This window comes from Delftia lacustris, from assembly GCF_040267515.1.
In the GTDB taxonomy this organism is placed as follows: domain Bacteria; phylum Pseudomonadota; class Gammaproteobacteria; order Burkholderiales; family Burkholderiaceae_C; genus Comamonas; species Comamonas tsuruhatensis.
Genome location: NZ_CP141274.1, coordinates 2,433,693 through 2,449,436 on the forward strand (window position 1 = coordinate 2,433,693; position 15,744 = coordinate 2,449,436).

The window sequence follows — 15,744 nt, forward strand, 5'->3', positions numbered from 1 at the left end:
GTCAGCCGGCACGATCGACACGACGTGCCGTCAGTCTTCGGGACACATCTCCATGGCCAAGTCCATGGCCTCGGTGGCCGATTCGTGCGGGCCCTGGAACGCGCGGATACCGCGCTTATCGTCCCAGAGCGCTCCGGTCCAGCGCCGGGCAGCCGGGAAGGGCAGATAGCCGTAGTCCACGACGCATGCGTACCAGCCCGGCGCCGTGGGCTGGCCGCCCCATGTCAGGCTGTCAGCCATGGCGGGCAGGGAGGATCTGCACGGGGCCGAGGCCGCTGTGCACGACCTGGCCGCCAGGGCCGCGCACCACGAACCAGTCCTTCGCCTGCTGCTCGACTCGGTAGTCCTCCGGCGGGCCAGGCAGTAGCTCCTCTTCGGGCTGGCCGAACCAGGGGTGCATGCGAAGAATCGTCGGATAGATCATCGGCGGGTGCATGGCTGTCTCCTGTCAACGTGTGAGGGGCATCTCGCGCCCTTGCTCTGCATACCACTGCGCGGCAATGCTGGGCGCCTCGGATCGAGGCGGGAGCGTCGCGGGCAGCTTTGGCGAAAAGCGGGCGGCATCGAATTTCGTCAGCGCAGGCGCATCCAGGGATTCCACGGTGCGGATAAGCCACATCTGTTCATACTCGGCAATACCCTCGTCGGTGCGTGCACAGACATGGCCCCGCCAGAGCATTGCATCGCCCAGGATGTCCAACAGCATGGGCTCAAACATCCGGGGGCCAGGTATGTCGTGACCACTCCACTCGACCCAAAGTGACGCGACGCGCATGTTGCGCCGGCTGTTGTTGGTCTTGCCATCGTCGTATGCAATGCGCAGGTCTCCTCGGACGGGTGCTGGCCAGTCTTTTGGCGCGAGCCTGAGCCCGGCGCGGCGGAGTTCGATGAGTTCGCAAAACACTGTGCAAATATACAGCTATAGGACGGGTCTTAAAAAAGTTAGCATCCACTTATGTGCAATCGATATAAGTCGCCCCGGGAAGATGAGATCGAACGCATGTGGCGCGTCGGTCGGCAGAATCCTGGCAGGTGGTGGGATGAGGATGTGTTCCCGCGCGGCGCCGGCGCGTTCATCCGGCGCGCGCAGGATGACGCTGGCTACAGCCGCGAGCTTGTCGCTGGGCAGTGGGGTTTGATCCCCTGGTTTGCGAAAGAGCCCAAGCTCAAGTTCCCAACGAACAACGCACGCTCCGAAGAGCTGGCGGCCAAGGCCAGCTACAAGCACCCGTGGGCACGGGGTCAGCGCTGCATCATCCCGGCGACGACGTTTGACGAGCCGAACTGGGAGACGGGCAAAAACGTGTGGTGGAGGTTCGCGCGAGCCGACGGCGACCCGTGGGGCTTGGCGGGCTTGTGGAATGCGTGGACCGACCCTGCCACGGGGCAGATCCATGAGAGCTACACGATGCTCACGATCAACGCAGACGCGCACCCGTTGATGAGCAGGATGCACAAGCCCGACCCGAAGCTGCCGGCCGACAAGCAGGACAAGCGCAGCGTGATCCCGATAGAGCTGGCCGACGTTGACCAGTGGCTTGCTGGCACTGTGGCCGAGGCCTCGCAGCTGCTCCGCGTGGCGCCGGTCGAAGTCTTCCAGGCCGGCCCGGCAGCCTGAAGCCCAAACGCAAAAAAGCCCCCTCGGCTGCCGTGATGGCGCCGAGGGGGCTTTTGTCGTTTCTGGTGTCTGATGGTGTCGGTGGGTTTTATAGATTCGCACGGAAATCGCACGGATCAGATCGGTGCCAGCATGGATAAAGGCCTGGACGGCGGTTCAATTCCCGCCAGCTCCACCATCCAAGACACCGCCACACACTGAAGACCTCAGTGTGTGGCGGTTTTTTCTTGCCTGTTCGTTGCCTCGCGCCTGCCTCAGTGGCTGTTCATGTCGGGCATGGGCTGCTGGGACAGTTCCTGGATCAGCGTCAGGCGGAAATGTGCCAGGGCCTTGGCTCCATGCTGTATATGGTTCAGGTCTGCCACTCCGCCGATGCCCGACACCAGCAGTTCGGGCTTGGTCGACAAAATGACTTCTATGAAGTGGTCGGCCAGTTCTGCAGCCAACAGCGTGTCCGAGTTCTGTTTGCTCATGTGTGCTTCCTCCTGGTGATGGAAGCACATGGTATGGCATCGCGCCTGAATATGGCTGGCGATCAGATGGCGAGGCTTGCGCGGTCCTTGCCTTCTATCCACTTGGGCGGCTTTCCGCGGCCTGTCCAGGTTGCGCCGGTTTCGGGGTTGCGGAATTTGGGTTCGCCCACGCTGCGCTGACCGGTCTTGCGAGGTTTGATCCTGGCGGAGGGGAAGACATCCTCTTTCGTCAGGCCATATTGCTGCACCATGGCCTTTGCTTCAGTGATCGCATCCGTTCTTGCGTGCTTGATCAGAGCGTCGATCTTTTTCTCAAGATCGGCTTTTTGTTGCAGCAGGGCCCGGTAGTCGGATGTCATGGCGATGATGATTTTCAGTGGGAGATGCGCGTGTATATCACGGGAATGAATATTTTGTAAGTTATGAGTAAGAAAAAGAGTGTTGGAGTGTGCGGACGCACGAAAAGCCACCAGCGACGTGGCGCGTTCAAGACGGGTGACGAGGATGGTTGTGGCGAGGAGGCGCGCCCAAGAAAAAGGCCAGCGGCTTGCGCTGGCCTGGGAAGAAAGAGCCGGTGCCTTTTTGAAGGCTTCCTGGGGGAATGAGAGGGAGGGAGGAGGAAATGCCCCAGGGCCGGCAATGAAACGATTCAGAAACTGGGTGCAATGATGCATGCCGTGTGGGGAGTGGCAGATGGGTGAGCGGCCAGTCTGCGCGTAGGACGCGGGAGCATCCGCCGAGTCACAGGCTGGTCATGTCCATGCGCGATAAACCGAAAGTTGCGCAACCACGGGGGGATGCGCATTATTTTTTTATTGCACATCCATGTCCATTGCCCGCACGCTGATTCCGTTTGTGTTCAACCCGGCCAATCCGATGAGTCCGCCGCTGCAGCGCCATCGTTGGCGTCTGTATGGTGCAGGCCTGCTTCTTTCGGCCTCCGCCGGCGTATGGGCGCAGGTTCCTTTCACTGGCACCTATGCGCAGAATTTCGACACCCTGGCCGCGTCCGGGGCGGGGCTGGCCTGGGCCAATGACAGCACCCTGCCGGGCTGGTTTCTCTTTAACAGGAGCCTGGCGGCCATCACTGCATATGCGGCAGGCAATGGCGCGTCCAATGCCGGCAGCTTCTACAGCCTGGGGCTGGATGCGGACCGTGCATTGGGTGGCGTGGCATCGGGTGGAGCTTACTTTGGCAGCCCCTCCCAGGGTGCCGTGGCCGGCTGGATTGCACTGGCGATGCGCAATGACACGGGCGGCGCGGTGGATGGGATCAGCCTGCGATTCAGTGGCGAGCAATGGCGCAATGGCGGCAACACCTCCGAGCAGCCCATGGAGCTGGAGTACGGCATGGGCGCGACCTTTGCCGATGTGCCTGAATGGCTGCCTGCCGGTGCGAATTTCAATTGGAAATCGCCGATCGCTACCGGTACTGCCGCCCCGGTGGATGGCAATGTGGCCGGACGGGTGAATGATGTGGGCGGCGATCTGCGCGGTCTGGGCTGGGCGCCAGGCGCCACGTTGTGGCTGCGTTGGGTCGAACTCAATGATGTGGGCAACGATCACGGCCTGGCCGTTGACGATGTCTCCATCGCCCTGGCACTGCCCGATACCACGCCACCCACAGTGCAGGCCACCATTCCTGCTGCGGCGGCAACCGGGGTGGCGCTGAATCCCGAAATCAAGCTGAGCTTTGATGAGGCGGTGAAACCCGGTAGCGGCAGCTTCGAACTGCGCCAGGGCAGCACCGTGGTGGCAATGCTGCAGGCTGGCGATGCGGCGCAGGTGAAATTCAGTGGCTCGACCATCACGCTCAACGCCGGTGTGCGGCTGGCGGTCAATACGTCCTACAGCCTGGTTCCCGTGGGCGAGCCGGTGTTGGATACCTCGGGCAATGTGTGGACCGGCACGGCGCTGGGCTTCACGACGGGGGACGAGCCGCCCATCACCAGAATTTCTGCACTCCAGGGTTCCGGCGACCAGTCTCCCCTGGTGGGGCAGAAGGTGACAGTGAGCGCCGTGGTAACGGCCTATATGCCAGGGTTGAGCGGCTTCTTCGTGCAGGAAGAGGCGGCGGATTCCGATGGCGATGCTGCCACCTCGGAGGGCGTCTTCGTCTATTACGGCAATGCGAATCCCGGGGTGGATGAGGGCACGGTAGGCAAGCTGGTGCAGGTCTCCGCCTCGGTGAGCGAGTTTCGCAACCAGACCCAGCTCAGCGCCGTCACGGACTTCGTGGTCCGTGGCGCGGCCGCCTTGCCGGAGCCCGTGCGCGTCACGCTGCCTGTCAGCGACATGGGGCAGTGGGAGCGTCTGGAGGGGATGCGTGTGGAGGTCGCGTCCGCCACTGCGGGCGGAAAGCTGGTGGTGAGCGACAACCGCACGCTGGGCCGCTACGGCAATGTCACGCTGTCTGCCGACGCGCCGCTGGCGCAGTACACCGAACTCAATGCGCCCAGCGTGACGGGCTATGCTGCCTATGTGCAGACATTGCAGCGCAGCCAGATCATTCTGGATGATCGCTCGGGCGCACAGAATCCCGCCTCTGTGCCGGGCCGCGGTGGACAGTCTCTGTCGGCCTCCAACACGCTGCGTGCCGGCGATGGCGTGGACCGTGTCATCGGCGTGCTCGATCAGTTCTCGGATGCAGCTGCCAGCGAGCCGTATCTGACCAGCTACCGCGTACAGCCCACGCAGACGCCGCAGTTCTCGGGGGCGGCGCGTCCCTCGGCTGCTCAGTTGCAGCAGGCTGTGGGGGCGGCATCGCTCAAGATTGCCTCGGCCAACGTGCTCAATTTCTTCAACCTGACGGGCGCCACCAGCGGCTCTTCCCAGGTGATGTTCAGCACGCCCCTGGGCAATCAGCAGGGCATTCGTGGTGCCAACAGCATTGCCGAGCTGGACAGGCAGCGCGCCAAGATCGTGGCCAATCTGCTGGGGCTGGGCGCCGATGTGTACGGCCTGATGGAGGTGCAGAACAACGGCTTTGGCCCGGGCAGCGCCATCCAGGATCTGGCCGACGCCTTGAACGCGAGTGCGGACAAGCCTGCCGGCGCCGTATATGCAGTGGTCAAGGCGCCTTTCAGCGAGGCTTCAGGTACGGTGGCGGGTGCTGGCACGGATGCGATCACCGTGGCCATCCTCTATCGCAGCGATCGTGTCACACCGGTGGGCAGCGCAGCGGCACCCAGCGTCACCACCTACGACGCCTTCAACCCAGGCGTAGGCGGCGCCCGCGTACCGATTGCACAGACTTTTGCGGTAGGCGGCAGCACGGAGCAGTTCACGCTGGTGGTGAATCACTTCAAATCCAAGGGCAGTGTGCTCAGCAGCCCGGGCAATGCAGACGCGCTTGACGGCCAGGGCGCCAACAACGCCGCGCGTGTGAAGACGTCCGAGCAACTGAGCAGTTGGCTGGCAACCCGGCCCACAGGCACGACCAGCCCGCATGTGGTGCTGGTCGGGGATTTCAATGCGTACTCGAAGGAGGACCCCATCAAGGCGCTGGAGGATGGCGGCTACGCCAAGGTGTCTCAGGGCCTGTCCTATGCGTTCGATGGAATGTGGGGCTCGCTGGACCATGTGCTGGTAAGTGCCAGCCTGCAGCCGAGCGTGGGGCGCGCGGTCAAGTGGGCCATCAATGCCGAGGAGCCTGAAGTCCTGGACTACAACCTCGAGTACAAGTCGCTGGACCAGCAGGCCAGCTTCTATGCGCCGACGGCCTATCGTTCCAGCGACCACAATCCGATTTTGCTGGGTCTGAATTTCGGTGGGCAGGCGCCATCGCTCAGTGGCTTGCCCGCCAATGCGCAATCCGTGGTGGTTGGCCAGGCGGCCGATCTGGCCGATGTGCAGGTGGCAGATGCCGACAGCCCTGTCGTGACGCTGTCCATTGTTGCCAGCAACGGGCAGGTGCTTGGACTGGAGGACGCCGATGCCGCGCAGCCGGGCATACAGTTGCGCGGCAGCCCCGCTCAGGTGTCGGAGCAATTTCGCTCCGCCGTCTATCTGGCATCGGTGGCCGGTTCGGCCAGCTTGCAACTGAGCGTGAGCGATGGGGTCCATGCGCCTGTGACTGCCAGCTATCCGTTGCTGGCGGCTGCTGCAGGTCCTGTGGACCAGGCCAACCGCTTCAACATCACCGGGTCGGGCCAGATGGCGGTATCGGGCGAAGTCGCCGGCGGCGGTATCAACTGCCGCCTGGCCGAGCCGCCTCAGGTCATGGCGGCGCCTGGCACACCGCGTCCGGGGGCTGTGGTGCCCCACGGACTGCTGAAGCTGAATACCGATGGCTGTGATGCGGGTGCGCTCGTGACTGTCAAGCTGACCTATCCCAGTGATCTGCCCAGCGGTGCCGAGTACTGGAAGTGGGGGCGCACAAGCGACAACGCCACGCAGCACTGGTATCGGATACCGGCAACGCTGCAGGGGCGCGTCGTCTCCTTCGTGCTGCGCGATGGTGGCCTGGGTGATGACGATCTGGTGGCCAACGGCCGGGTGGAAGATCCCTCTGCACTGGTTGTGCCTGCTGCGGCGGTCGGCGGCAGCACGCCAGCGGCGATTCCTTCACTGAGCGAATGGGCTGTGGCTCTGCTGAGTCTGATGATGGGCGGGCTGGCCATCCGTTTGCGCCGTCGCGGCTCCTGATCCGGCAATAGAAAAGGCCCGGCTTGCACTTGGCGCGGGCCGGGCCTGTTGCATTGCGCGAAGGAAATCTGCAGCCAGGGCATTGCCTGGATGCGATGGAGTTCAGAGAAATTTGGCGTGCAGTCGCAGGCCGGTGCGCGATGGCAGTGTTGAGGCGAAGAAAAAGCGCCTGCTGTGGACGCTGCTCAGTGCAACTGATGCATTGAATATCCAGAAATGATCGTGCTTTAAAAAAAGAGCCTGGCTAACCGGCATACCGCTGGCTGGCAAAAACGACTGCAGGCTGAACTGGCCTGACGAGTCGCCCCACGATGAAACTGAACTGCTGCAACACCATGAATGCTGCGGCATGGGTTGAATCATATACGCAAACAAGAATCATTCTCAAATAAACCTGTGCTTTTCTCTGGAATTGAGAAAAAACTTGCCTTTGTGCCCGTTTCGGTTGTTGCCAGGGCGCCTGAGCGATCGTCGTCAAGAAAAAACGCCCCGGCTGCGGAGGCGGCCGGGGCGCTGAATGGAGCGTTCCATGCGATCAATCCAAGAAGGACACATGCTAAGAGTTTGAAATGAGAGCGCTGGCGTCTGGCGCCTCCGGTCCTTCCTGGTTGTCAAGTGTAAATTGAAACAAGGTGCTTGACGGAGCTAACTCGGGTGAAGTTGCATGCAACTGAGTCGTAAATCCTGTTTTTCACACGCCATCGTGAGACCAGCCATGCAGTGGGAATGCAAAAAGCCCGCTTGAAAGCGGGCTTTTTGCGGGTGATGTGGACGATGGCTCTTACGCGACCATCGTTTTACGGCAGAACGTCTCTGCGGCTGTCACCGTTGTTTTTTTCGTCGTAGTGCACGACGCGCCGGCGTGAGATACAGCATTGTCTGCGCAGACAACCGCGAGATTGTAGCATGACCGCAATTTCAGCTGGATCGAGAACATGCATTGCCACCAAAGGATGAAACCATGAACGAAATGACGCAAAGGCTCGAGGGCCTCCTGGCGTCCGGCAAGGACTCGGCTTTGATGCGCTGCACGTTGGGCAAGGCGTATCTTGATGGCGATGCGCCTGCTGTGGCGCACTCGCACCTGCAGCGCGCCACTGAACTCGATCCCGGCTATTCGGTGGCATGGAAGCTTCTGGGCCGGGCATTGCTGGCGCTGGACGATGCTTCGGGGGCTCGGCAGGCGTGGAGCACGGGGTTGGCCTGTGCGCAGGAAAAGGGAGATGCCCAGGTCGTCAAGGAGATTGGTGTGTTCCTCAAGCGGCTGGACAGGCAGCAGTCCGCCTGAGTGCGGCAAGCGCGGGGTCACGGCTGCAAAAGGGCCGCTCTGGCCAGCGCGTCGGCCTCGGTGTTGCGGTGACGAGGAATCCAGCGCAGTTGCACATGCTCGAACTCGGCCAGCATGGCGCGGGCCTGATCGAAAAGGTCGGCCAGCCGCACGATGGGCCTGGTGGGGCGGGGCGATGGCGCCAACTGCTCTACCAGGACGCTGCTGTCCGTGAAGATGGCCAGCCGGCGAGCCTGCAGGCCTAGCAGGGTCTGCAGCACAGCCATCAAGGCCCGCAGCTCGGCTTCGTTGTTGCAGCCTTGGTCGGGGCAGACCTGGGACAGAAGCTGCCGTGTTCCGTCGGGCGCCGTGATGACGGCTCCGAAGGCCATGCGACCCGGGTTGGGCAGTGCGCTTGCATCGATGTATGCAGTCCACAGGTCTGTGTCGGTCGGAGAAGGGCCAGAGTGGTTTCGGCGGGATGACGGCTGTTCCAGATGCATGTCTGCATCATGCGGCAGCAGTGGGAATCTGACCGCATTCCTCATCGGATTGGACGGGACAATGCAGGATTGCAAATCACCGAAACCGAAGAAGGCTGCGAATGATCAGGATTCTGGGAAAGTCATCGTCCATCAATGTGCGCAAGGTGCTGTGGCTTTGCGTGGAGCTGGGAGTCTCGTTCGAACAGGAAGAGTGGGGTTCGGGCCATCGGTCAACGCAGGAGCCGGGATTTCTTGCACTCAACCCGAATGCCATGGTTCCCGTGCTGCTTGATGGGGCGCTGGTGCTGTGGGAGTCCAACACCATTTGCCGCTATCTTGCCGCGCGCCAGGCTCGGCATGACCTGCTGCCTGCAGCACCCGCAGAGCGCGCACGCGTCGAGCAATGGATGGACTGGCAGGCGACCGAACTGAACAACTCCTGGCGCTATGCCTTCATGGGATTGGTGAGAAACAGTCCGGAGCATCAGGATCCTGCGCTGCTGGCCAGCAGCATGGCGAACTGGCATTGCCACATGCGCATACTGGAGGAGCAACTGTCGCGCACAGGCGCCTTTGCTGCAGGCGCGCAACTCACCCTTGCCGACATCGTGCTGGGCCTGTCTGCCCACCGCTGGCTGTCTGCCCCGATGGAGCGCCCTGACTTGCCCGCAGTCCGTGCGTACTATGAGCGGCTTTGCGAGCGCCCAGGCTTTCGCACGCATGGTGCCAACGGCATGCCTTGATGGCCGCCTGGTGCCCTCTGCGCGAAAAAGCCCGCCGGAATGTCCTGCGGGCTTTGTCTTTTTAGGGAAGGTCAGGGGGCAACCCGCACCAGCACCATATCGGCCTTCGGGCCTGCTCCACGGGTCAGGACCGGGTGGACGGTGTCATTGGTGAAGATGAGCTGGTTGCCCTGGGTGATACGTGAGGTCACCGTATATTGCGCCGCAGGATTGAGACGATTGGGCTCCACGGGCAGCTTGTAGCTGAACGGGGGCTTGAGGCCTTCAAGCCGCACGGATTGCTGAGATATCACGGGGGCGGCGGCATCGGCGCGAGAGGTGTCCTGCAGCTCCACAACCAGCACGGCATCGGACGGGAGCGGCATGGGCTCTCTCAGATCGACCGTGCCCATGACGGCGGTGACCGGCGCGTTGGGCGAGGGCTGGGACTGGGCACATGCGCCCAAAAGTGCGGCGGCCATCACGATGGCGAGAGAGGTGCGGCGCTGGAGGATGTTGGGATTCATGGGAATTCCTTCTTGATTGGAAAGGTCCCAGTCTGGCTTGGCGCATTCTGGAGGGCTGTAGGAACGGGTTCCACAGAGGCTGCTGCCATTTCCCAAAGTCGCATACGCCGATCTGCGGTCGGGTTGCCAGCCAGGGCGACGGGCGTGTGAAAGCTCAGGTCGCGCCGGCGCATGAAGGACGCTGCCAGGCAGTCCACAGGGTTTCGGAGGGGGCTGCATCGTTCGAAGCCTGTGCCATGCCAAGAGCGATGGGTCAAGCGTCCCGATCTATTTGCTTTACTTCTCATCAATCCGCCGCTCCTCTTTGGGCGGTGAATCGTTCTTGCTTTTGCCATCGCTCGCCGCAGGGGAGAGCACCGTTTCTTTTGACGTGCCGGGGCAACTATCTCCACATTCCACATCGCGGCAGCCGAGGGCAAGTCATTGCTGCCCAAGGGGCTGACTCCTTGGCGCGAAGAGGTGTGCGCAAGTGTGCAGAGGTGCGGCAGCGATTGATCTGGGCAGCCGCCGCGTCGGCCACGGAGCCTCGCTCCACGGCTGTGGCGTGCCGCGCGGAAGGGCTTCTCTGTCCCAGCACACGGCGGTGGAAAGCTGGTGCTTTGGGGCGCGGAGCATTTTTTGAATAGAATGCGTTTTTGCTAGCATGCATCCAAAGAAAAAGCCATGACATCTGATTACAAGACTCTCCTTCAGCAAAAGGCCGAGATCGAGGCTCGAATTGCCGAGGTCCTCAAAGCCGAAAAAGGCGGTGCCATCGCCAAGGTCCGTGAACTGGTCCAGCAGTTCCAGTTGACCCAGGAAGACGTGTTTGCTACCGGTAAGCGCAAGTCTCCTGCTGGCACAGGTGTGGCCAAGTACCGTGATCCGTCCACTGGCGCAACATGGACCGGCCGGGGCAAGCCTCCCGGCTGGATCAAGGACGCAGCGGACCGAACCGCTTTCGAGATCTGATCAAGGGCCCGCAGTCGCGGGCCTTTTCTTTTGTGGGTCCCCGTGTGGGTTCGATCGGCCGGCAGCTGTCCGGGAAAGGGCGACTGAGCGCTGTCTTGCTCGAAGGTCTCCCAGACCGAGCTGGACATGTGGAAGAGCGCGGTAAAGGTATCTCTCGCGGACCATGCCGCTGGCGCTGGCAGTGCGTCCACCGCGCATTACTGCGCAGCATCTGCTGCCATGCGGGCCTGCAGGCCAGGCCTCCAAGGAAATCCTGTACGTCCTGCCTGGCTTTCACTGCATATCCTTCGCAGGCGTAGCCCGGATTTATCAAGGTCTCCAGCATGGACAAGGCTCCTGTATTCCAGCTTCCGAAATGGTCAGGGCTGTGCTTATCTCATCTGGCAGAGCTTTCGACCCATCGTGAATTGCATATGGCTGCCTTGTCTCTTGTGCCTCGCGGTGATTTCCCATGCCTTTCGAGGCAGCTTGACTCCATGCAGGCAAAAAAGGGCCCTGGGGGCCCTTTTGCTGTCTGTCATGGTCCAATGAAATAGGACACCTCGATAGGGGCCCATAGACCCCAGAGGAAATGACGAACATGAAAGACAAAAGAGCGCGCAGGGCGTTTGACGCAGCCTTCAAGCTACAAGTGGTCAAGATGGTCCGAGAACAGAATCTGAGCGTGGCTCAGGTCAGCAAGGATCTGGATCTGGTTGACAGCGCGGTGCGCCGCTGGCTGGCGCAGTACGACGAAGAGGCGGCCGGACGTCCGGGTATTGGCAAGCCGTTGACGGCCGAGCAGCAACGCATTCGGCAATTGGAGTCGCAGGTCAGGCAACTGCAATCGGACAATGAACTCCTAAAAAAAGCGTCGGCCTTCTTCGCCCGGGAAATGAAATGATTCAGGACCTGATGAGTGCGCAAGCACAGGCGCAGAAGGCCCCAGTAAGCCAGTGGTGCAGGGTGTTGGGCATGAGCCGCTCGGGCTGGTACGCGGCGCGCAAGCGCGCCACCACAAAGGCTGCAGTGAGCCCACTGAGCCTTCAGGCCAAAGCAGTCTTCCATGCCAGTGGGAGCAGCTACGGCAGTCGCCGCCTGAGTGCACAGCTGAAATTGCAAGGCTGGGCTGTTGGGCGCTACAAAGCACGCACTTTGATGGCCGCGCACGGACTGCGAGCACGCTGGCGGCGCAAGTTCACGCACACCACCGACAGCCGCCATGGCTTGCCTGTTGCAGACAATGTGCTGCAGCGCCAGTTCAAACCTGAAAAGCCCAACCAGACATGGGCCAGCGACATCACCTACGTTCGCACACGCAGTGGCTGGCTCTATCTGGCGGTGGTGCTGGACCTGTTCTCCAGAAAAGTAGTGGGCTGGGCCATGGCCCCGAGCATGCCAGCACAGCTGGTGTGCGAGGCGCTGCGCATGGCCATCACAAGCCGCCGCCCCAAGCCAGGATTGCTGGTTCATTCGGACCGAGGCAGTCAGTACGCCAGCGAACTGCACATGGGGTTGCTGGAGAGCCATGGCCTGGTGTGCAGCATGAGTCGCAAGGGCAACTGCTGGGACAACGCAGTGATGGAGAGATTCTTCCTGAACTTGAAGATGGAGCGTGTCTGGCAGCGCGACTATGCAAACCATGCTGAGGCCCAGGCGGACATCGCGGACTACATCGTGGGCTTCTACAACCCTATCAGGTTGCACTCCACGCTGGGATACCAGTCACCCAATGACTACGAGATGCAGCAGGCGTTGGCAGCTCACTCAGCTTGAACGAACATCCCCTATCGGAATGTCCGAAAAGACTTGACCACGACAGTCCTGGCCAGCCCATTTATTGCTGAGCCTGCTCTTCCGGAGTAATAGGCCCATGCTCAACCATTCCTAACCCTTGTGAGCCTTTGAAATCATGTGGTTGGCGAATGCGAGCAGCGGCGCCGAATCAGCAGTTGCGCGCACGCTGGTGCGAAAGGAAAAAGCGCAGCATCTCGGCGCTGGCGTCGATTCCTCCCGGCGCGGTGTAGCTGCCCGCAGCGCTGCCGCCGGACCAGGCGTGGCCTGCGCCATGCAGCTGCCAGTGCTCGATGGCGGTACTGCCATCGGCTGCGATATAGGCAGAGCGGGTGAACCGTTGGCGGTTCGGCGCATGGCCCTGGCTGACGCGAGGTGCGCCTGTGGGGCTTTGCGCGCTGCGTGCAGCATGCACGACGGCCGCACCGTTGTCGTGATGTACCGTGGTGTCCGCGTCACCATGAAACACGATCACTGGACACACGCTGGGGCCGCTGGCCGAGCCAGATGCTGCGCCTCTTCGCATCGCCTCGAGGGCTGAGGGCAGATTAGACGCGGCACCGGCGGCCAGGCCCGAATGCACGCCCACGGCGGCGAACAGCTCGGGATAGGTGCGTCCCAATATGTCCGCCATTGCACCTCCGGCCGAAAGTCCGGCGACATAGACCCGCGATGCGTCCGCGCCATGGTCGGCCATCACCTGGCGCGTGAGGCCTGCCAGCAGTGCGGGCTCGCCTCGGCCCCGTTGCTGGTGCTGGGCCTTGAACCAGTTCCAGCACCTTTGCGAGTTTGCATGCTGTGTTTGTTCGGGATAGAGCACCAGTACGCCAGCGCTGCGCGCCTGGTCATTCATGCGCGTGCCGGCGGCGAAGTCTTGCGGCCCTTGGGTGCAGCCGTGCAGCATGAGGATGAGCGGGCGAGGTCCCGCTTCGAGGGCACTGCTTGGCGGCACGTACAGCCGATAGGCCAGCTGCCGGCCTCCGTGAGAGTAGCTGCCGAGCAGCCATTGCTCGTCGCTGGAGGTGCCTGCCTGCGATGTGCCCACAGGCACGGCGAGTTCGGGAGCATCGTCGATGAAGCGGGCTTCGGCATCGACGATCCAGCCTGCATCCCGATGACTGGTTGCGGCTGGCTTGTCGTGGGGTGTGGGCGCACTTTGGCCTCGCAGCGTGCGCTGAATCAGCTCGGTGGCTTCCAGCAGATGGCCGGTGCGCGTCAGGCGTGTCGCCTCGCCCAGCATGTCTTGAAAAAGCTGTTTCATGGAATGGTTCTCAGGTAATGCGGCCGGCCAGAGCGGCACGAACGGCGGGGCTGGCCTGGAGCGCTCCCAGCACCGTGATGGATTCGATGGTTTCGGCGGCAAGCTGCGCAGGCACGTCCTGCGCGATGCTGGCCAGGCCCAACACGCGGATCTGCAGCTTTTCCCCGGCAGCATGCACCCGCATGAGATCGGCCTGGGAGAAATGCTGCATCCCAAGGACCAGCATCTTGCGGGCGACGACCTGTTGCACCGCGTCCGCATGGCTGCGCAGGTGATTGCGTATCGCTGTGCGGATGAAATCGCTGCGGTTGGCGTAGAAGCCTTCGGCGACCAGCAGGTCGATCTGGCCCAGGTCGACATAGCCCAGATTGATGGTGAGCTTCTCGGATTCGCTCACGCGAGGGTTGGAGGTGGTTGTGTTTTCGGCCATGGAACATCCTTATGCCATCCATGTGGATGGTTTGGGGATGGTTTCAAGGCCTGGCGTTGCAATTTGACTCGGCGCGTCGTGGGGTATCCGACGGACGGCGCTGCAGCGTGTGAGTTGCAATCATTGCCCTGTCACGTCTGAGCCGTAAGGTGGCGGAGCCGGGCACGGCGTCCGGCGTTCCTTGGTCATGCGACAGGAGGCTTCATGCCAGACTTGCAGGCAGGCTTGCCGAGCGGCACGAGCGTTTGGTGCCAGCCCGGCGAGCGGTTCAATACCTGGAGTCATCTGGCAGCCCTGCTCGTGGGCGTGGTGGCCAATGTGGGCCTCATCTGCGAAACGGTGGCCGGCGGCGATGCGCGCAAGATTGCGGGCTCTGTGGTGTTTGGCCTCTCTCTGGCGGCGCTGTTCGGTGCCTCGGCCCTCTTTCATGGCTGCACCGGGGCACGCAAGCGTTTTTGGCAGCGCGTCGACCACGCCTGCATCTACCTGCTGATTGCCGGCAGCCACACGCCTTTTGCCTTGATGGCGCCCTCTGGCTTGTGGGCTTGGTCCTTGCTTGCCGGTGTATGGGCGCTCGCATTGCAGGGCGCGATACGTGCACTTGGTTTCGATTCGCCGCCGCACCTGTCCCTGTACATCAGCCTTGGCTGGCTCAGCTTGGGGGGCGCGGTGCCGATGGCCTTGCGCCACGGTGCGCAGACCCTGGCCTGGCTGCTCGCGGGCGGACTGCTCTATTCGGCAGGAACGGTGTTCTACCGAAGCCTTTCGAGCATGCGCCATTCGCATGGCATCTGGCACCTGTTCGTGGTTGCCGGCAGCGCCTGCCATACCGTCGCGGTGGTCGGTTTGCTGGCCTGAAGCGAGGGCTCGTGCTGGCGGCGCTGCGTTGGACGCTTTGGATTCTGTTAGACAAAAGCCCCTGGCTCTTTCGAACCAGGGGCTTGAATCATTTGGTCGGAGCGGCGGGATTCGAACTCGCGACCCTCTGCTCCCAAAGCAGATGCGCTACCAGGCTGCGCTACGCTCCGACTAAAACGCTATTGTAGCGTCAAAAAAATGGGTATTTTCGCAATGTGCGAATTTTCTGTTCAACGCGATCCAGGGCCGGGGCCACGGTTGGCCAGGTGGCGGAAGGTGATGCGGCCCTTGGTGAGGTCGTAGGGCGACATCTCCAGCGATACCTTGTCGCCAGCCAGGATGCGGATATGGTGCTTGCGCATCTTGCCGCCGGTGTAGGCGATCAGCTGGTGTCCGTTTTCCAGCGTCACACGAAAGCGAGAGTCAGGCAGGACTTCCGTGACGGAGCCTTGCATTTCAATCAGTTCTTCTTTGGCCATGTGTTCAATCTCTTAGGTCTGGGTCGGTTGCGGCACTCATTTGTCGGAACCACGAAAACCTTGCCTGGCCCACAGAACATGGGGTACGTGGTCAGGCTGAAAAGGCTGTGGATGTTCTGCGCAAAAGGCGCAGACCGGACAGAGGACCAGGTCACAACGGTGTCGCAAAGACGAAGCCCGGCAACACCTAAACTTCCTGATTCTACAGTGTTGTATTCGTCGCCGTGCGGGCGGTGCTCAAAGCGGCCATCGT

The 15,744-nt window shown here is 61.9% G+C and carries 18 protein-coding genes and 1 tRNA gene; 7 read left to right on the top strand and 12 right to left on the bottom strand.

The annotated features are described in order from the left end of the window. Positions 1–30: 30 nt before the first annotated feature. Genes U6958_RS12410 through U6958_RS12420 form a run of 3 tightly spaced genes read right to left on the bottom strand, consistent with a single transcriptional unit; the run spans position 31 to position 706 of the window. Positions 31–240: a hypothetical protein gene (locus U6958_RS12410; protein WP_074923680.1), complete on the bottom strand. Its 210-nt coding sequence runs from the start codon at positions 238–240 to the stop codon at positions 31–33. Further along, positions 233–436 carry a hypothetical protein gene (locus U6958_RS12415; RefSeq protein WP_143044682.1) on the bottom strand — a complete coding sequence of 68 codons (204 nt, stop codon included), beginning with the start codon at positions 434–436 and terminating at the stop codon, positions 233–235. Before U6958_RS12415 ends, U6958_RS12410 begins: the two co-directional genes overlap by 8 nt. Positions 437–448: 12 nt before the next feature. After that, positions 449–706, bottom strand: coding sequence for a hypothetical protein (locus U6958_RS12420; protein ID WP_143044681.1), 258 nt, complete (start codon positions 704–706; stop codon positions 449–451). Between the two features lie 249 nt (positions 707–955). Between U6958_RS12420 and U6958_RS12425 the strand changes: the two genes are divergently transcribed. Beyond that, positions 956–1,618 carry an SOS response-associated peptidase gene (locus U6958_RS12425; RefSeq protein WP_074923678.1) on the top strand — a complete coding sequence of 221 codons (663 nt, stop codon included), beginning with the start codon at positions 956–958 and terminating at the stop codon, positions 1,616–1,618. 254 nt (positions 1,619–1,872) lie between these two features. Here U6958_RS12425 and U6958_RS12430 read toward each other — a convergent pair whose 3' ends face one another. Both U6958_RS12430 and U6958_RS12435 read right to left on the bottom strand, forming a co-directional pair. Beyond that, complete coding sequence (locus U6958_RS12430) at positions 1,873–2,091, bottom strand: hypothetical protein (RefSeq protein ID WP_016453327.1); 219 nt, start codon at positions 2,089–2,091, stop codon at positions 1,873–1,875. Between the two features lie 62 nt (positions 2,092–2,153). Next, entirely contained in the window at positions 2,154–2,450 is a 297-nt protein-coding gene (locus U6958_RS12435) for an H-NS histone family protein (RefSeq protein ID WP_016449506.1), read from the bottom strand. Between the two features lie 466 nt (positions 2,451–2,916). Here U6958_RS12435 and U6958_RS12440 point away from each other — a divergent pair, with 466 nt between their 5' ends. Further along, positions 2,917–6,738, top strand: coding sequence for an ExeM/NucH family extracellular endonuclease (locus U6958_RS12440; RefSeq protein WP_074923677.1), 3,822 nt, complete (start codon positions 2,917–2,919; stop codon positions 6,736–6,738). A 102-nt stretch (positions 6,739–6,840) separates the two neighbouring features. Here the strand turns inward: U6958_RS12440 and U6958_RS12445 are convergent, their stop codons facing one another. Beyond that, positions 6,841–7,089: a hypothetical protein gene (locus tag U6958_RS12445; RefSeq protein WP_143044680.1), complete on the bottom strand. Its 249-nt coding sequence runs from the start codon at positions 7,087–7,089 to the stop codon at positions 6,841–6,843. A gap of 610 nt (positions 7,090–7,699) precedes the next feature. On the opposite strand from U6958_RS12445, the gene U6958_RS12450 reads away from it, so the two are divergent. Further along, complete coding sequence (locus U6958_RS12450) at positions 7,700–8,026, top strand: lipopolysaccharide assembly protein LapB (protein WP_016453324.1); 327 nt, start codon at positions 7,700–7,702, stop codon at positions 8,024–8,026. A 17-nt stretch (positions 8,027–8,043) separates the two neighbouring features. Here U6958_RS12450 and U6958_RS12455 read toward each other — a convergent pair whose 3' ends face one another. Next, entirely contained in the window at positions 8,044–8,508 is a 465-nt protein-coding gene (locus U6958_RS12455) for a ribonuclease HI family protein (protein WP_074923676.1), read from the bottom strand. 101 nt (positions 8,509–8,609) lie between these two features. On the opposite strand from U6958_RS12455, the gene U6958_RS12460 reads away from it, so the two are divergent. Continuing rightward, positions 8,610–9,233 (top strand): glutathione S-transferase, encoded by a 624-nt coding sequence (locus U6958_RS12460; RefSeq protein ID WP_074923675.1) that lies wholly within the window; start codon positions 8,610–8,612, stop codon positions 9,231–9,233. A gap of 71 nt (positions 9,234–9,304) precedes the next feature. On the opposite strand, the gene U6958_RS12465 is transcribed toward U6958_RS12460, so the two are convergent. Continuing rightward, a complete protein-coding gene (locus U6958_RS12465; RefSeq protein WP_016449501.1) occupies positions 9,305–9,739 on the bottom strand; it encodes a YbaY family lipoprotein in 435 nt (144 codons plus the stop codon). A gap of 663 nt (positions 9,740–10,402) precedes the next feature. Here U6958_RS12465 and U6958_RS12470 point away from each other — a divergent pair. Both U6958_RS12470 and U6958_RS12475 read left to right on the top strand, forming a co-directional pair. Then, a complete protein-coding gene (locus tag U6958_RS12470; protein ID WP_016449500.1) occupies positions 10,403–10,690 on the top strand; it encodes an H-NS histone family protein in 288 nt (95 codons plus the stop codon). Between the two features lie 571 nt (positions 10,691–11,261). Further along, positions 11,262–12,445, top strand: a protein-coding gene (locus U6958_RS12475; RefSeq protein WP_201266015.1) for an IS3 family transposase whose coding sequence is annotated in 2 segments (ribosomal slippage) — positions 11,262–11,544 and positions 11,544–12,445 — 1,185 coding nt in all. Because the reading frame shifts where the segments join, the coding sequence is not laid out codon by codon here. A gap of 169 nt (positions 12,446–12,614) precedes the next feature. Here U6958_RS12475 and U6958_RS12480 read toward each other — a convergent pair. Beyond that, positions 12,615–13,724, bottom strand: coding sequence for a PHB depolymerase family esterase (locus U6958_RS12480; protein WP_074924211.1), 1,110 nt, complete (start codon positions 13,722–13,724; stop codon positions 12,615–12,617). Between the two features lie 10 nt (positions 13,725–13,734). Further along, complete coding sequence (locus U6958_RS12485; protein ID WP_047326841.1) at positions 13,735–14,154, bottom strand: CopG family transcriptional regulator; 420 nt, start codon at positions 14,152–14,154, stop codon at positions 13,735–13,737. A 204-nt stretch (positions 14,155–14,358) separates the two neighbouring features. Here U6958_RS12485 and U6958_RS12490 point away from each other — a divergent pair, with 204 nt between their 5' ends. Further along, complete coding sequence (locus tag U6958_RS12490; protein WP_074924208.1) at positions 14,359–15,012, top strand: hemolysin III family protein; 654 nt, start codon at positions 14,359–14,361, stop codon at positions 15,010–15,012. 93 nt (positions 15,013–15,105) lie between these two features. On the opposite strand, the gene U6958_RS12495 is transcribed toward U6958_RS12490, so the two are convergent. Further along, positions 15,106–15,182: transfer RNA gene (locus U6958_RS12495), tRNA-Pro, on the bottom strand. 60 nt (positions 15,183–15,242) lie between these two features. Then, on the bottom strand, positions 15,243–15,491 hold the full coding sequence (infA, locus tag U6958_RS12500; protein ID WP_012206460.1) for a translation initiation factor IF-1: 249 nt from the start codon (positions 15,489–15,491) through the stop codon (positions 15,243–15,245). Between the last annotated feature and the right edge of the window lie 253 nt (positions 15,492–15,744).

Coding starts and splice junctions, on each gene's coding strand:
- U6958_RS12425 (WP_074923678.1), top strand. CDS start 956: ATGTGCAATCGATATAAGTCGCCCCGGGAAGATGAGATCGAACGCATG.
- infA (WP_012206460.1), bottom strand. CDS start 15,491: ATGGCCAAAGAAGAACTGATTGAAATGCAAGGCTCCGTCACGGAAGTC.
- U6958_RS12465 (WP_016449501.1), bottom strand. CDS start 9,739: ATGAATCCCAACATCCTCCAGCGCCGCACCTCTCTCGCCATCGTGATG.
- U6958_RS12420 (WP_143044681.1), bottom strand. CDS start 706: ATGCTGTTGGACATCCTGGGCGATGCAATGCTCTGGCGGGGCCATGTC.
- U6958_RS12450 (WP_016453324.1), top strand. CDS start 7,700: ATGAACGAAATGACGCAAAGGCTCGAGGGCCTCCTGGCGTCCGGCAAG.
- U6958_RS12485 (WP_047326841.1), bottom strand. CDS start 14,154: ATGGCCGAAAACACAACCACCTCCAACCCTCGCGTGAGCGAATCCGAG.
- U6958_RS12410 (WP_074923680.1), bottom strand. CDS start 240: ATGGCTGACAGCCTGACATGGGGCGGCCAGCCCACGGCGCCGGGCTGG.
- U6958_RS12435 (WP_016449506.1), bottom strand. CDS start 2,450: ATGACATCCGACTACCGGGCCCTGCTGCAACAAAAAGCCGATCTTGAG.
- U6958_RS12445 (WP_143044680.1), bottom strand. CDS start 7,089: ATGCCGCAGCATTCATGGTGTTGCAGCAGTTCAGTTTCATCGTGGGGC.
- U6958_RS12455 (WP_074923676.1), bottom strand. CDS start 8,508: ATGCATCTGGAACAGCCGTCATCCCGCCGAAACCACTCTGGCCCTTCT.
- U6958_RS12460 (WP_074923675.1), top strand. CDS start 8,610: ATGATCAGGATTCTGGGAAAGTCATCGTCCATCAATGTGCGCAAGGTG.
- U6958_RS12440 (WP_074923677.1), top strand. CDS start 2,917: ATGTCCATTGCCCGCACGCTGATTCCGTTTGTGTTCAACCCGGCCAAT.
- U6958_RS12415 (WP_143044682.1), bottom strand. CDS start 436: ATGCACCCGCCGATGATCTATCCGACGATTCTTCGCATGCACCCCTGG.
- U6958_RS12480 (WP_074924211.1), bottom strand. CDS start 13,724: ATGAAACAGCTTTTTCAAGACATGCTGGGCGAGGCGACACGCCTGACG.
- U6958_RS12430 (WP_016453327.1), bottom strand. CDS start 2,091: ATGAGCAAACAGAACTCGGACACGCTGTTGGCTGCAGAACTGGCCGAC.
- U6958_RS12470 (WP_016449500.1), top strand. CDS start 10,403: ATGACATCTGATTACAAGACTCTCCTTCAGCAAAAGGCCGAGATCGAG.
- U6958_RS12490 (WP_074924208.1), top strand. CDS start 14,359: ATGCCAGACTTGCAGGCAGGCTTGCCGAGCGGCACGAGCGTTTGGTGC.